Raw genomic sequence first — 13,910 nt, 5'->3', positions numbered from 1 at the left:
CGACGCCCTTCCTGAGCCGGCCATCCCCGCGCCGCGTTGTCGGGGTCGACGAGTACGCAACCCGCACGGGCCGCCACTGGGGCAGCCTCCTCGTCGACATCGAAACCCTGCGGCCCGTCGACCTGCTGCCCCGACCGGGAAGCATCAACGCTGGCCGCGTGGCTGGCCCGGCGGCCCGGTGTTGATGTCGTCTGCCGCTCAAGACCGTCTGGGCCCACTGCCCGAACTGGACGCCCCAACCCCCATGTCCGCTCCCTCGCGACCATGCTCACCGAGCGCCAGGGCGAACTCCTGTCGGCTGCTCTGCACGCCTCCTTCACCCGGACCCGGTTGTCAGGGCAGCGGCCGTCGTTGACGCGATGGGCGCAGTAACCCACCAGGACACCATCTACGACGCCAGTGCCCGTAGCGCTGTACGTCGCGGCGATTCTCAACCACCCGGCCACCGGTGCCGGCGACTTCGGGCAGGACGCCGACCAGACACCGCGCTATCACACCCGCGCGGCACTACTGGACTGGCTCAGCCAGCACCGCCTGCGACGCAGACGACGAGTGCGTCGCCATCGGCGAACACAGATCGGGAAGCGCGTTTCTCGCCGAGTGCCCGGACACGCGCGCGTTTCGGGATTTGCGTCCGGTCATCCACTCCGCGGTTCACCACCTCGTTGGGCACGGCAACGCGGACGTACGCAACGCGGCCCTCGTCGCCGCCCTCTGCTGGCAGAGCACCCGGTCCTCGTTTCCGACCGGGGTGAACTGGCCGACCCTGCCCGACGTCTGCTGACCACCAGCACCGACCGCTGCAAGCGGGATCGTGTCCTGAAAGCGCTGACGGTGTGGGGCCACGACATCAGTGGCCTAGCAAGCCCGGACGATGCGGCAGCCCTCGAACTCCATACCCGGCGGATCGCCGATCGCTGGGCGGGCGGATACTGCGTGCACGCATCACAGAAGCTGAGCCAGACCCTGTCCTCGTGCACAGAGCCACTCAGCCGCTCGGCTTGGTTCGGTGACCCGCGTCACACCCGGTTCCTGTCAGCAATCAGGGCGCCATCTCGTTCAAGGGGCACGTGAACGAGACAGGAGCAACTCCATGAAGCACCGCATCGTCGTACTCGGCGCCGGATACGCAGGGGCCTTCGCCGCCGGAAACCTGGCCCGCCGGCTCTCCCCCGCCGACACCGAGATCACCGTCGTCAACGCCGTGCCCGACTTCGTCGAGCGGATGCGGCTCCACCAGCTCGCGGCAGGCCAGGACCTCGCGGTCCGCAAGCTCGCCGACGTGTTCGCGGGCACCGGGGTGCGGCTGCGCCTGGCGCGCGTCACCGGCGTCGACCCCGAGCGCAGGACCGTCGCCGTGATCGGCGAGGACGGCGACGGCTTGCTCGCGTACGACACGCTTCTCTACGCGCTCGGCAGCTCCGTGGCCCAGCATGGCGTCCCCGGCGTGGCCGAGTACGCCTTCGACGTGACCGGCCGGTCCTCGGCGCTGCGTCTGCGCGAGCGCCTGTCGGGCCTGGGCGAGGGCGGCACCGTGCTGGTCGTCGGTGAGGGGCTGACCGGCATCGAGACCGCCACTGAGTTCGCCGAGTCCCTGCCCGACCTCTCGATCGCGCTCGCCGCCCGCGGCGAGCTGGGTGCCTGGCTCTCCCCGAAGGCCCGCCGTCACCTGCGCCAGGCTTTCGACCGGCTCGGCATCACCGTCCACGAGCACACCGGCATCGAAGCCGTCGAGCCGACACGGGCGATCGCCGCCGACGGTACGTCCATCCCGGCGGACGTCACCGTGTGGTCGGCCGGGTTCGCCGTACACCCCATCGCGGCCGCCAGCGGCCTGGAGGTCGCCGAGACCGGCCAGATCGTCGTCGACCGCACCATGCGCTCGGTCTCGCACCGGGACGTCTACGCCGCCGGTGACTGCGCCTACGCGATCGGCGAGAACGGCCGGCCGCTGCCGATGTCCTGTGCCTCGGCCGGCTACACCAACATGCAGGCGACCGCCGCGATCATCGCGCGCCTGACGGGCAGTAAGGTTCCGACCACCGGGCTGAAGTACTACGGCAACCACATCAGCCTCGGGCGGCGGGACGCGATCTTCCAGATGGTGGACGGAGACGTCCGGTCGAAGTCCTGGTACCTGGGCGGCCGGACCGCCACGCGGCTCAAGTCGGGCGTGCTCAAGGGAGCCGAATGGGCCATCGCCCACCCGACCTTCGGCATGCCCAAGCGCAGGCGCCGCCTGGCCACGACCCCTGACCGGGCCGGGGTGAGGGCCGCCGCCTAGGCTGCTCCGCATGGACAGCGCAGCCATTGATCGGTTCGAGGCCAGCCGGGGCCGGCTGGCCTCGCTCGCGTACCGTCTGCTCGGCTCGGCCACCGACGCCGAGGACGCCGTGCAGGACACGTTCCTGCGCTGGCAGGCCGCAGACCGCGAACGGGTCGAGGAGCCGCAAGCGTGGCTGACCAAGGTCGTCACCAATATCTGTCTCGACCGGCTCCGCTCCGCACAGGCGCGCCACGAGCGAGCAGCCGGTGCCTGGCTGCCCGAGCCGCTCCTCGAGGGCGACCCGATGCTCGGCCCGGCCGACACCTTCGAGCAGCGCGAATCGGTGTCCTTGGCCGTACTGACCCTCATGGAGCGCCTCACGCCGGTCGAGCGGGCCGCCTACGTCCTGCGCGAGGCCTTCTCCTACCCCCACGCCGAGATCGCCGGGATCCTCGACATCACCGAGTCCGCGAGCCAGCAGCATGTCCACCGGGCCCGACGCCGGGTCGCCGCCGAGCGCCGCGGCGGCGAAGTGGACCCCACGTCCGCGCGCCGGATCGTCGAGGAGTTCCTCGCCGCCGCCACGTCGGGGCGCACCGAGCGGCTGGTGGCGATGCTCACCGCCGACGCGACCGCGGTCTCGGACGGCTACGGACTGGCCAGACGCCTACTGCGGTACAAGACGCGCGAACGCATCGCCTCTTACGTGCGGGCCGGCTTCAAGCCCACGCCCTCGAAGCTGCGGCTGGCCGGCGGCTCCCCCGAATTCCATATCGCGCTGGTCAACGGCTCCCCGGCCGTCCTCGCCGTGGTCGACGACCGGGTGGTGGGCACCGTGGCGTTCGAAGTCAGCGACGACAAGGTCGCGTTCCTGCGCGGCATCGCCGCCGCGGACCGGCTCACGCGCCTCAATGAGGCCTGGCGGCAGTACAAACCCGACACGCCGGCGATCAACACTGGTGACCAGAGCCACCGGAATCCAGTGACCTGATTCAGCGCGAGGACCGCTCCCCTTCGGTCCCCGCGCTGCGTCCCGTTGTTCATCCCAGAATTGGCGGAGGGGCGCCGGTACAGCCCGCCGCGGCCGGGTTCTATTTCTCTGTGCGGAAGGGCGGGGCCTTGCCGAGGGTGTCGAGGATCGAGGCCCTCGCGGAGGAATCATGGGGCAGGACAAGGCCGACCACGGCCGTGATGACGAGAGTGACCCGCACCCCGTCCGCCACGGCGTGCGCGTGCGCCACCATCGGTACCCAGGGCAGCGCGACTGCCGCGGCGCGTCGTGGGTGGGTTTGCGGATGCCGTTGCGGGCCTGGCGCCCGGCTTCGAGGTGGGGCGGATGAGATCCCAGCGGGCGTCGGACAGGTCGCTGGGGCAGGGCCGTGAGGGCCGCATGGTGCCTGGGTATGCGGTGGCCGCCGGCGTGAGCGGGGCGTGTGCGGGGGCGTCGGTTGCACCGGGGCGTGCGTGCTCAAGCCGGCGCGAACTGGTGGGTTCCTAAACGAGACAGGAACTCCTGCGTGGAAACCGGCGCATACCTGGTCCACTGATTGCCGCAGAAGCCCGCTCCCGACGCGGACAACGACGGCGCAGGCCGGGCAAGCTCCATGGTGACAAGGGTTACGACTACAACCACCTGCGGCGACGGTTACGCTCGCAGGATTGCACCCCGGATCGCCCGGAAGCGCGTCGACTCCAGTCAACGGCGTGGTCGGCACCCCCGGACCATAGAGCGCACGATGGCGTGGCTCGCCGGATGGCACCGCGGTGAACGCGCTCCTCGTCCTGAATCGCAACCATGAAGACGACATCGCCCACCGCGCCAACGGCGACAGGGGAGCTGACTGTGACCATTCACGGAGCACTGGTCGGGATCGTGGCTGTCCATGCGCGAAAAGAGAAGTCCCTCCCTGCTCCGGGTGAGCGGGAGGGGCTTCCCCCTCAGTGATCGAAGTGCTCAGTCACGATCTGCCAGATAGCCCTGGCCGCCAACGCCACGCTCAGGCGCGCGGCGAAGGCCCGGATGAGCCGCTTCCAGCGGGATTGATATTCGCCCACTTTTATCACCTCCCTCCCCTACCCGCCGCCCCCGCAAGGGGCACCGGTCCGGCAAGGGGGCACCCAGATGAGCGCCGCACCGCTTGCCGCACCGGGCCAACTCCAGGGACCCGGTGGGTGGGGAGACCTTCAGCTTCGCACAATGAAGTGGGAATCAGGAGCAGTTGGGCGAACTTGGAGGCAAGCCGCTACATGAAGCCGGCCTCGATGAGGCCGAAGCTCGGGACGACCCGGAAGAACAGAACGCCGTTTGCGTCCTCGTAGACGCCCTCCGGCCAGTTCTGCGCCTCCAGGCGCTCGGCCAGCTCCCCGCCGCCGGACATCATGACCCGCGCCCGGTCGCCGGGCCAGATCACCACCAGGTGGACCGTCTCGCACTCGCACTGCTGGCAGAAGGCCAGCTCGCTGTTGAGGCGAATGGCTTCCTCGTGCAGTGCCTCCGGATGGCAGATGACGTGGCCTCGATCGCAGGCCTTCAGCTCAATCACGCACGGAGTGTCCCATTCTTCACGGCCCCCCTGAGAGACATGAGCAAGAAGCACAGCAAGCCCAGCGACCAGCGCGTACAGCTCGACCGCGCCGTGCCGAGCGAACTGCGCGGCGAACAGGTGGACGTCAAGCTCGTCCGCCTGAACCAACGGGACAGAGACCATCGTCGAGATCCGTGTCCCCCACCGCGGCCGTTCCGTGGGTGTCGGCTACGCGCGCCGTCGCAAGGGCGAGAAGCGTGGCCCCGAGCTGGGTATCGCCCTCGCCGGCTACCGGGCCCTGGCGGACGCCGCCGAGTGTGCCCGTGATGACGGAATCAGCGCTGACCCGGCTGCTCTCTCCTCCCCCGAGGCGTGATTCGCTGAAACCAACGACCCCTCGTAGGAGGAGCTTGGCGGATCACGAGCACTGCCCCGACTGCGCCTGCGGCGGCCAGAAGTCCAAGCCGCTGGCCGTCGAGCAAGAGGCGTCCGTCCTCACCCGCGACGGTGACCGGCAGAGGGCGTACGGCCACCCCCCGTGAGGACTACACACCCGGACCGCCGCCATGTGGTCGGCGATCCTCGACACCGAGGTGACTGGCATGAGCGGTTGGAGTGGCCCCACTCTTCCGGTCTTGGTCTTGGGACCCAGGAGGGGGCCGCACGGGAGTGTGTTCCGGCTTGAGCCGGCCCTGGGTTCCTGGCTGGGGTCGGACCGGTCCACTGATCGACCGTGAAGATCGCCGCCCGGCCGTTCTGTGCTGGCCCGGATCGTCATCGTCGGCCCTGCCGAACGTGCCGCAGGACCGGCACTACAGTCATGGGCGCCCCTGGGACGGGTCGCAGTTGGCGGATTCAGGTGGCCGGCTTCACGGGCCGACCACAGCCGCGCCCAGCCAATGCCGCGGCCAACCACGATCGTGCCCCCGCGGAGTAATGGAACCCAGTGGGGCAAACCCCCGTGCGCAGAGGCCTGTTGGCAGGATGTCGGTCATAAACGGGGCAGGCGAAGCTCGTCCTCATGATGAAGATCAAGCGAAACGCAGCCCTGTTCGCCGTCTCCGCCGCCGTCCTGAGCCTCGCCGTACCCCTCACTTCGGCGTCCGCTTCGACGGCCGACAATGCCCGGCCACCGCACCTCGACTGGACGAAGTGCCAGGGAACAGGCCTCGATCCGCGGCAGGAGTGCGCGACCATCGAGGTGCCGATGGACTACGCCGACCCGCACGGCAAGAAGATCACCCTCGCGTTCTCCCGAATCCCTGCCGAGAACCCGAAGACACGCCGTGGCGCCCTGTTCATGATCCCCGGCGGACCCGGCGGCGGCAGCCTCGACCAGCCCTCGGGCAAGGGGCAGAAGCTGCCGCAGGAAGTACGGGACACCTACGACCTGATCGGGTTCGATCCCTGGGGGTACGGCCGCTCCACCCCGGTCAGCTGCGACGTGGAACGAAGTGACCTCGCCCGGACGAAGCTCCTTCCCTGGCCCGCCCCCGACGGCTCCGTCACGGAGTCCATGGCCACCGCGCGGCGGATGTCGGAAGCCTGCGCACGCAACGGCGGCCAGCTGATCCGGCACATCAGCACCGCCAACGAGGCTCGCGACCTCGACCGCATCCGGGCAGCGCTCGGCGAGCGGAAGATCTCCGCCTGGGGCGTCTCGTACGGGACGTACGTCGGCGCCGTCTACAACGAGTTGTTCCCGCACCGCACCGACCGCTTCGTGCTGGACAGCAACGACAACCCCGACCACATGCGGGTACAGCGGGCCTGGCTCGCCGCGTTCGAGGTGGGCGCCGAGGACAACTTCCCCGAGTTCGCCAAGTGGGCGTCCCGGCCGGGCAACCCCGACCGAGTGGCCGGGACCCCGGCCGAGGTGCGCCGCCTCTTCCTTCACCTCGCCGCACGCCTCGACCGTGAGCCCCTCCCGTGGCCCGGCGCCAACCCTGAGGAGCTCAACGGCAACGTGTTCCGCCAGACGATGCTGGACAGCCTCTACGACCCCGACGGCTATCCCGCCCTGGCCAAGCTGATCCTCGCTGCCCAGAAGGGCACCGTGCCGCCCGCGCCCCAGGCGCCGCCCGAGCCGGTCCTGCAGAACGTCACCGCGGTCAGTGCCGCCACCCTGTGCAACGACGTCGCCTGGCCCAGGTCCGCGGGCGGGTACGAGAAGGAAGTCGCCGAGAGCCGCGTCAAGTTCCCGCTGACCGCGGGGATGCCGAGGAACGCGACGGTGTGCGCCGCCTGGCCGTACACGCCGAAGGAACCGGCGGTACGGATCACCGACCGTGGCCCCTCCACCGTCCTCATGGTCCAGAACCGGCGTGACGTGGCCACCCCCCTCAGCGGCGCCCTCAAACTCCGCGAGGCCCTCGGCCGGCGCGCCGTCATGGTGACCGTGAACTCCACCGGCCACGAAGCCTATCTCGCCAACGGCAACGCCTGCGGCGACCGGACGGTCTCCGACTTCCTGGCGACGGGGAAGCGGCCGTCGCGGGACATCGCCTGCGGCTAAAGCGTGCTGCACAAAGCTCTGAGCTGGGCATCTCCCTTATATGGCCTGGGTGTTAAGGGCTGCCAGGCTGGTCGGCCCTGCCACCGGACCACGGGCGCGAGTTGAGCCGTGCTGTTCGCACGGCCCTTCTCGCTTGTCTCAGAGGCGGCTCTTGCCGGGCAGGGCAGGACCGCCCGCTCCCGGGCCGGCCGCGGGGAGCCGAACGACCGACTGCACCTGAACAGCGAGCGACAGGGCCCGGTCGATGGCGGGCCGAAGAGCCGACGTACTCGCCCGCCCGGTCGGTACGTGGGGCTGACACGGCCGCGCGGCGCGCAGGGCTGCCGAGAGTGACAGTTGCTGTGGTTCTGCGGTAACGGGTTCCGCTGCGGGGTAGTCGGGGAGGCGCGCGCTGTCCCTCGTGTGGAATCCGGTCTCGTCGATCGTCGCGGTCCAGGGTTCCAGACGTGGAGGACGCGTACCCGGACAGCCGCCCGGCGAGTCGGGCGGGGCTGGGTGTCATGCACGTGAGCTGTGGCGCAGCGCGGCTTGGTCGTTGTGGCGGCCTGCGGCATGACGGCTCGCAATGACAGCAGTCTCAAAGGGGCGTGTCTCTACGGCGAAGCGAGGACGTACGTCGCAGCGACAGCGCGCGGCGGGCGAGACCGTCAGGTGGGCGCCGGGGCGGTCTGTCTCGCGCAAGCAGGCGCATGTAGTCGGTTGGTAGGCGCGTCCCCAACCAGGCCTCGGCCGCTGCCCCGTCGATCGCATGGGCCTTGCCCCGGCTCCCACCCTGTGACAGCCACAAGTCGGTCGAGCCACGACGCCTCGGTCGGCAGCTGGGCCGGAGCGGCGTGGTCCGCCGGGCAACCACCACCGCCGGCCGGGCGTCACCGCCGCTTCGGACGTGCCCGAACGCGACCCGCCGTCCGCCGAGCACCCAGACCTAGAGCCACTCGGCGTCCTCACCGCAGGGCAACGACGTCAGGTGGCCGCCCCTGGCCGGGTGAGGGCCGAACCGGCTGTCGAACGTGCCGACGAGGTCGTCCACAGGTGTACTGGCGAAAACCGGCAGGCACACTTGTCCCGCCGGTTGCCGAGGCACTTCGAACGTCCGCGCACCATGGTCAGGCCACACCGGTCCTGCCACGGTCGCCAGCAGCTGCTCACCATCCGCTGTCGCTGGGGAAGTCAAGCATGCGCCATTGGCAGCAGATCGGCAGTGATCGTGTTACGAGCTTTGTGGAACGGATTCCTTCTCCGCATGGACTCTGGGATTTCGTCCGAAGAACAGAGACGGAGCCGGGTTGAGCCGGGGCAGGGTGCTGTTGCAGTCAGGCCCGGGCTGTTTTGCCGGTACAACTCGCGGTAGTGGCGCTCAAGTGGCGTCACTACCGCGAGTTGCGGAGTTCCCTGGAGCGGTAATTCCCTGTCAGTAGGGTCCGTTGACGTTGTCGATGGAGCCGTAACGATGGTAGGCGTAGTTGCAGGCGGCAGTGATGTTGGCGACGGGGTCGTAGATGTCCGACGAGGTGCCCGGCACGTGGTAGGCAGTGAAGGTGGACTGGATCACCTGGAGCAGGCCGATGGATGGGTGGCCGGCGGCGGCGTTGGAGTCCCAGAGGTTGATGGCTTTGGGGTTGCCGGAGGATTCCCTCATCACGTTGCGGTGGATCCCGTCGTAGGTGCCGGGGATGCCGTTTTTGGCCATGACCGCCAGCGAGTGCTTGATCCAGCCGTCCAGGTTGTTCGTGTAGGTCTGGCCGCTGGAGGCGGTCGTGGTCGACGTGGACTTCGGGGCCTTTGCGGCCTTCGTGGCGGGGGTTGATCCGGCGGGCAGGGTCAGGACCTGTCCCGGCTTGATGGCGTAGGGGCTGGCGATGTGGTTGGCGGTCGCGATGGCGGGCCAGCCGCCGGGCACGTGCTGGGTGCGGGCTATGGAAGCGAGGTGGTCGCCGGGCCGAACGGTGTAGGTGGTCGCGGCGGAGGCGGCCTGGGCCGTGCCAAGCGCGGCGGTGGAGACCAGGGCGAGGGCACCGCCGGCGATGGTGCCGGCGGCGATGAGTCGGCGTACCCGGGAGGGGCGCTTGCGGGCGTGACGGGGCATGGAACGGTCCTCTTCCAGAATTTGCATGACCCGCAGTTGCCGACCCCCTCGGCAAACTGCACCGCATTTCGTTCAGCGATGCGCTGCGGCGCGCACATTCTTAGCCGCCGGGAATAAATCGACAATTCCCCGCTGCACTAACCAGCTTCGTTGCTCGGCCACCTTCGCGCGCCACAAAGCTTGGGATTTGGGGGAGTTAACCACGATCCAATTTACTAAGGTGCGTCGTAAGTGAATTGAGTCACTTGTCTCGAGTTAGCTGCATTAATGATTTAAATAATGACGTATCGGCTATTTCCTATTTATCGGACAAATGGTGCACTCCTCCACAAATACTCGCCTTTCACGGGGCACCGACCCTCGCTGCGATCAGTTTCTCGGCGCCCCCGACCCCGTCAGGTCACCGACGCAGTGCTGACAGCGGACGGCCGGACCCCTCCCCCGGCCGTTCCTCCGACCGGCACCACCCCCGTCCGCGTCCCCGAGCACCCCGCCGGGCCGGCACAATCGCCGGCCCGACCGCCGCCGCCACCAAGGCCACCTCGCAGACCAGCGCCTCCGGCCTCCTCATCCCCGAAGGCCCAGCAGTCCCACGGAGGCCACCGTCACGGCTCCTGACAGCCACGCCCGTCGTCGCACCACCCGGTCGCCGGCTCATGATCGGCGCTCGCCGCAGCCGGCACTCCCCTACACCCGGCGTAGTAGGCACGATGGCTCCCCCCGCAGGATGACCGCGGTTGTGCCATGGGCGATGCTGTGGCCTGTGACAGCTGATCTTCGCCGAGACGCAGCCGGATCCGGAGATGGGGACGGAGCCGGAAGTGGAGACGGAGACGGGGGCACTCATCCCGCCTCCGCTCCGCAGTCGCTCCCCGACGAGCCACCGCCCCGGCCACGCCGCACCCGGCCGCGGCGGTGGCTGCGGCGCGCCGCGCTGGGTTGTGCCCTCGCGCTGGTGGTCGTCACGGCGGCCTCGTTGGTGTACAACGCCGTCACCGCCGGGCGCGCCACGCCGCCGCGCGGGCTCCGGTACGTGCAGGCCGCCGACATCCGCACGCGCTACCAGACCTGGGGCACGGCGGGCCCGCCGGTCGTGCTGGTGCACGGCGCCTTCGAATCCGTCGACACCTGGTCGCGCCTCGCCCCGCTGCTCGCCCGCGACCACCGGGTGTATGCGCTCGACCTGACGGGCGACGGATACAGCGAGCGCCACGGCCCGTACACCGTCGACCATTTCACCCGGCAGCTCCTGGGCTTCCTGGACGCCGTGCACCTCGGCGGTCCGGGCGAGCGCCCGCTACTGGTGGGGCACTCCAGCGGAGCCGCCGTGGTCACCGAGGCGGCGCTCCGGGCCCCCGGGCGGCTGGGGGGTGTGATGCTCCTCGACGGCGACGCCCTCGATACCGGCGCCGGGCCGCCGCCGGCCTTGAAGTACGTGCTGATCGACCCGTACCGCACCAGCCTGCTGCGGCTCGGGCTCGGTATCGACGCGGTGATCCGCAGCGTGTACGACGCACAGTGCGGACCGGCCTGTCCGCACCTGGACGCCGCCGGTCTGGATCAGTGGCGACGCCCGCTGCAGGTGCCGGGAGCGGAGAGCGCGCTCTGGAGCACGCTGGCCGCGGGGGTGCCGGGTCTGCCCGCGGACCAGGTGGCCCGGCTCGCCGGGGTGCACCTGCCCAAGTCGGTGGTCTTCGGTGCCCAGGACGACGTGTTCACCCGGCAGACACCGCAGGAGACCGCCCGGCGCATCGGCGCACCGCCGGCGACGCTCATCCCGGGCGCCCGGCACCTCACGATGATTTCCAGCCCCGAAGCGGTCGCAAAGGCCGTCGACGGACTCACGGCGGCATCGATCGCGTCATCCCGGTGACTCCACCGCCGCCCGTTGTCCGGCTGGTTGCTGTCCGGCGCGTCCAACTACGCGACCCCGAGCCGTCGCACGTGGTCACTCGACGATCCCAGTCCGTCTGCGAACAGCCAACCTTCAAACCACAGAGGCTTCTGAGGCGGTCCATGGCGTCCATTCCCATGCTGCCGCTGCCTCCGACATCGCCGCGGCGGCCGGCGTGGCCTCGAAAACCGTCTTCGCAGGCGCCGGGAGCAAGAGCGACATCCTGAACCGGATCGTCGAGCAGAGCGTGAACGCCTCCGGCTACAAGGATGCGATGCGCACGCATCTGGCATTGGTTCGGCCCCGCCGGCTGGCGGACCCTGGTGATCGAGAGCGGCTGGTCGTGGGACCGCGCCGAGGAAGTCCTTCGTGAGACGGAGGTCGTCGCGCTCCGCTGACACCGCTCGGAGGCATCGGCAAGGAGCGGGCGTCCGCCTCCGCATCGGCCTGTTCGGCGGTCCCGTCCACGGGCGATCTCACCGCCCGGCCCACTGCCCGGGCGGACTCGGCAACCGCGAGGCCGCCGCTCACTCTATTTCGAGGGGGCCCTCATGTTACGGTGGGGAACATGAGTGACCGTCCCGTCCCGTTCGCCGAGGCTCCGGCCAAACCGTTGCGCCGCGACGCGCAGCGCAATCGGGATGCGATCCTGGCCGCTGCGCGTGAGGCGTTCGCGGCCCAGGGTCTGGGCGCCTCCTTGGAGGGCGTCGCCCGCGAGGCCGGCGTGGCGATCGGAACTCTCTACCGCCATTTCCCCACCCGGCTCTCGCTGGTCGAAGAACTCTTCGCCGCGAAGTTCCTGGATCTGCTCGACTCCGCGAAACAGGCCGCCGCGATGGACGACGCCTGGCAGGGATTCTGCTTCTACCTGGAGAAATTCTGCGAACTTCAGGCCTGTGACCGCGCCTTCAACGACCTGGTCTCCGCCCGGCTGCCCACTCATGTGCTCGCCAGCCAGGTCCAGGAGCAGGCGAGGGAACTGTCCGGCCAGATCTTCCGCAACGCACAGCAGCGGGGCGTCGTGCGCAAGGACGTCACACCAGAGGACATCGCCTTCGTGATCTGGTCCCAGGCGGGCATCATCCAGGCGACCCGCGCCGTGGCCCCCAACGCCTGGCGCCGCCACTTGCACCTGATGCTCGACGCCTTCCGCGCCGAGTGCGCCCACGAACTGCCCGAGCCGCCACTGACGCCGCAGCAGGTCGAACAGACCCTGATCTCCTTGGAATGCCCCCGCGAGGAATGTCCCGAGTGCGACGAGGGGGAATGACCGCGGCAGGTACGGCGGCCGGGGCCTCGTGGCGCGCACGGTTCCCGGCGCCGTCGGCTGGTACGGGTCTTCCATCCGGGGCGACAGACGCCCGCGGCTGACGGGCACCGGACAAGCCCGACGCCTCGAGCCCGATGATCAGGCGCGAGGCGTCGCTGCCGTACGGGGGACCGGCTCCAGGTGTCGGCCTGGAGCATGGCCGGCTCTGCGTCCAGGGGACAGGGCGACCCACAGCACTCCGCGCTCCGGGCCGCCCGCTTCAACCCGGTCATGCACGAACGGCATACGGATCGCCGGGCGCGTACCGCAGTCCCATGCGCAGGGACACCGACAGGCCGTGCGTTACGACGGGCCGCACCGGCAGCGGGCAGCTCGCACACCACGCTTCTGAACGAGTTCACAGCCCGTGCTCCGATGGTCCAGCGTGGCCCCGCACCTGCTGTTCACAGTGCGCCGTTGGTCGACGGCCGGACCAGAACGAGCTGGTCCACGTACCAACGGTCCGCACCGGCGGCCTCGCGGAGCTGGTCGGCGTACCAACGGTCCGCACCGGCGGCATCATGGACCTGGTCCACGTACCAGCGGTCCGCACCGGCGGCTTCACGGACCTGGTCCACGTACCAGCGGTCCGCACCGGCGGCCTCGCGGTCCGGGGTCCCGTCCATCCACCTGCCTTCGTGCCAGACGTGCAGTCGGCGCCCGTCCGGGCCATCGTCTCGTTCACCCTCGTGTTCATGTCCATGACGGCCCGTGAAAGAGGCGAAGTCACCGGCCTTCTCGGGCATGTCGTGGGCAACCTGGCCGTGGGCAACAGGTGCCGCAATCGCCGTACCGGCGCTGCCGAGCAGGGCACCGCCCGCGATCGCAGCAGCAGCGACGGCGACCTGGACACGCGTAAGCGACCTCTTCATCGTCATCTCCATGTCTCGTGCGCGACCGCGCAGGCAGGCGGCCGGCCTCTTCCGTTGGGCTGCGATGCACGCTCGCAGCAGTTCGTCGTCGAGCCGCCCGAACCAAGCGGAGGAGGCCCTCATGTTCGACGTTGTCAGCGTAGTCGAGGGGCCCCTCATATTCTCGGTGAGGCTCATCACAGCAGGTCACGCCTCCTCTTCTGACGTCATGGCCCCGGCGAAACAGCGAAAGCGTGCCTTCGCTCCGAACGTCCCGCGGTGCTCGCCGGGGCCCACAAAGGCCGGGCGTCTGGGCTCACCCGCCTGTGGGCTTGCACCCTGGGAGACGGCACGCATCGGGGGCCTCGGCGGCGATGCGCTCGATGTGTGCGCAGCTCCGACCCAGCAGAAGCCGGACCACGAGGAACGCTCTTACGGCGGACACGTCATCTGCGAGGTGACGG

General features: G+C 69.6%; 11 protein-coding genes and 1 pseudogene. 8 read left to right on the top strand and 4 right to left on the bottom strand.

The window, feature by feature from the left end; translation table 11 throughout:
* Positions 1–1,093 precede the first annotated feature (1,093 nt).
* Positions 1,094–2,284 carry an NAD(P)/FAD-dependent oxidoreductase gene (locus ACWGJ5_RS04140; RefSeq protein WP_453308210.1) on the top strand — a complete coding sequence of 397 codons (1,191 nt, stop codon included), beginning with the start codon at positions 1,094–1,096 and terminating at the stop codon, positions 2,282–2,284.
* A 10-nt stretch (positions 2,285–2,294) separates the two neighbouring features.
* Positions 2,295–3,257: a sigma-70 family RNA polymerase sigma factor gene (locus ACWGJ5_RS04135; RefSeq protein ID WP_453308209.1), complete on the top strand. Its 963-nt coding sequence runs from the start codon at positions 2,295–2,297 to the stop codon at positions 3,255–3,257.
* Between the two features lie 100 nt (positions 3,258–3,357).
* Here ACWGJ5_RS04135 and ACWGJ5_RS04130 read toward each other — a convergent pair whose 3' ends face one another.
* On the bottom strand, positions 3,358–3,510 hold the full coding sequence (locus ACWGJ5_RS04130; protein WP_453308208.1) for a hypothetical protein: 153 nt from the start codon (positions 3,508–3,510) through the stop codon (positions 3,358–3,360).
* 317 nt (positions 3,511–3,827) lie between these two features.
* Between ACWGJ5_RS04130 and ACWGJ5_RS04125 the strand changes: the two are divergent.
* A pseudogene (locus ACWGJ5_RS04125) lies at positions 3,828–4,062 on the top strand (IS5/IS1182 family transposase); the annotation flags it as partial.
* Between the two features lie 447 nt (positions 4,063–4,509).
* Here the strand turns inward: ACWGJ5_RS04125 and ACWGJ5_RS04120 are convergent.
* On the bottom strand, positions 4,510–4,809 hold the full coding sequence (locus tag ACWGJ5_RS04120; RefSeq protein WP_453308207.1) for a hypothetical protein: 300 nt from the start codon (positions 4,807–4,809) through the stop codon (positions 4,510–4,512).
* A gap of 199 nt (positions 4,810–5,008) precedes the next feature.
* Here ACWGJ5_RS04120 and ACWGJ5_RS04115 point away from each other — a divergent pair, with 199 nt between their 5' ends.
* From ACWGJ5_RS04115 to ACWGJ5_RS04105, 3 genes are all read left to right on the top strand, one after another.
* Positions 5,009–5,167 (top strand): hypothetical protein, encoded by a 159-nt coding sequence (locus ACWGJ5_RS04115; RefSeq protein WP_453308206.1) that lies wholly within the window; start codon positions 5,009–5,011, stop codon positions 5,165–5,167.
* Positions 5,168–5,201: 34 nt separating this feature from the next.
* A complete protein-coding gene (locus ACWGJ5_RS04110) occupies positions 5,202–5,333 on the top strand; it encodes a hypothetical protein (protein ID WP_453308205.1) in 132 nt (43 codons plus the stop codon).
* A gap of 479 nt (positions 5,334–5,812) precedes the next feature.
* Entirely contained in the window at positions 5,813–7,306 is a 1,494-nt protein-coding gene (locus ACWGJ5_RS04105) for an alpha/beta hydrolase (protein ID WP_453308204.1), read from the top strand.
* Between the two features lie 1,411 nt (positions 7,307–8,717).
* Here the strand turns inward: ACWGJ5_RS04105 and ACWGJ5_RS04100 are convergent.
* The gene (locus tag ACWGJ5_RS04100) at positions 8,718–9,392 is read right to left on the bottom strand and encodes a transglycosylase SLT domain-containing protein (RefSeq protein ID WP_453308203.1); all 675 of its coding nucleotides are present in this window, start codon (positions 9,390–9,392) and stop codon (positions 8,718–8,720) included.
* Positions 9,393–10,347: 955 nt separating this feature from the next.
* Here ACWGJ5_RS04100 and ACWGJ5_RS04095 point away from each other — a divergent pair.
* The gene (locus ACWGJ5_RS04095; RefSeq protein WP_453308202.1) at positions 10,348–11,265 is read left to right on the top strand and encodes an alpha/beta fold hydrolase; all 918 of its coding nucleotides are present in this window, start codon (positions 10,348–10,350) and stop codon (positions 11,263–11,265) included.
* 589 nt (positions 11,266–11,854) lie between these two features.
* Positions 11,855–12,556 (top strand): TetR/AcrR family transcriptional regulator, encoded by a 702-nt coding sequence (locus ACWGJ5_RS04090; RefSeq protein ID WP_228617696.1) that lies wholly within the window; start codon positions 11,855–11,857, stop codon positions 12,554–12,556.
* 443 nt (positions 12,557–12,999) lie between these two features.
* Here the strand turns inward: ACWGJ5_RS04090 and ACWGJ5_RS04085 are convergent, their stop codons facing one another.
* A complete protein-coding gene (locus ACWGJ5_RS04085) occupies positions 13,000–13,467 on the bottom strand; it encodes a hypothetical protein (RefSeq protein ID WP_453308201.1) in 468 nt (155 codons plus the stop codon).
* Between the last annotated feature and the right edge of the window lie 443 nt (positions 13,468–13,910).

It is taken from the genome of Streptomyces sp. NPDC054783 (assembly GCF_053611725.1).
Note: the sequence above shows the minus strand (reverse complement) of the source record. Positions and strands in the feature narration are given on the sequence as shown.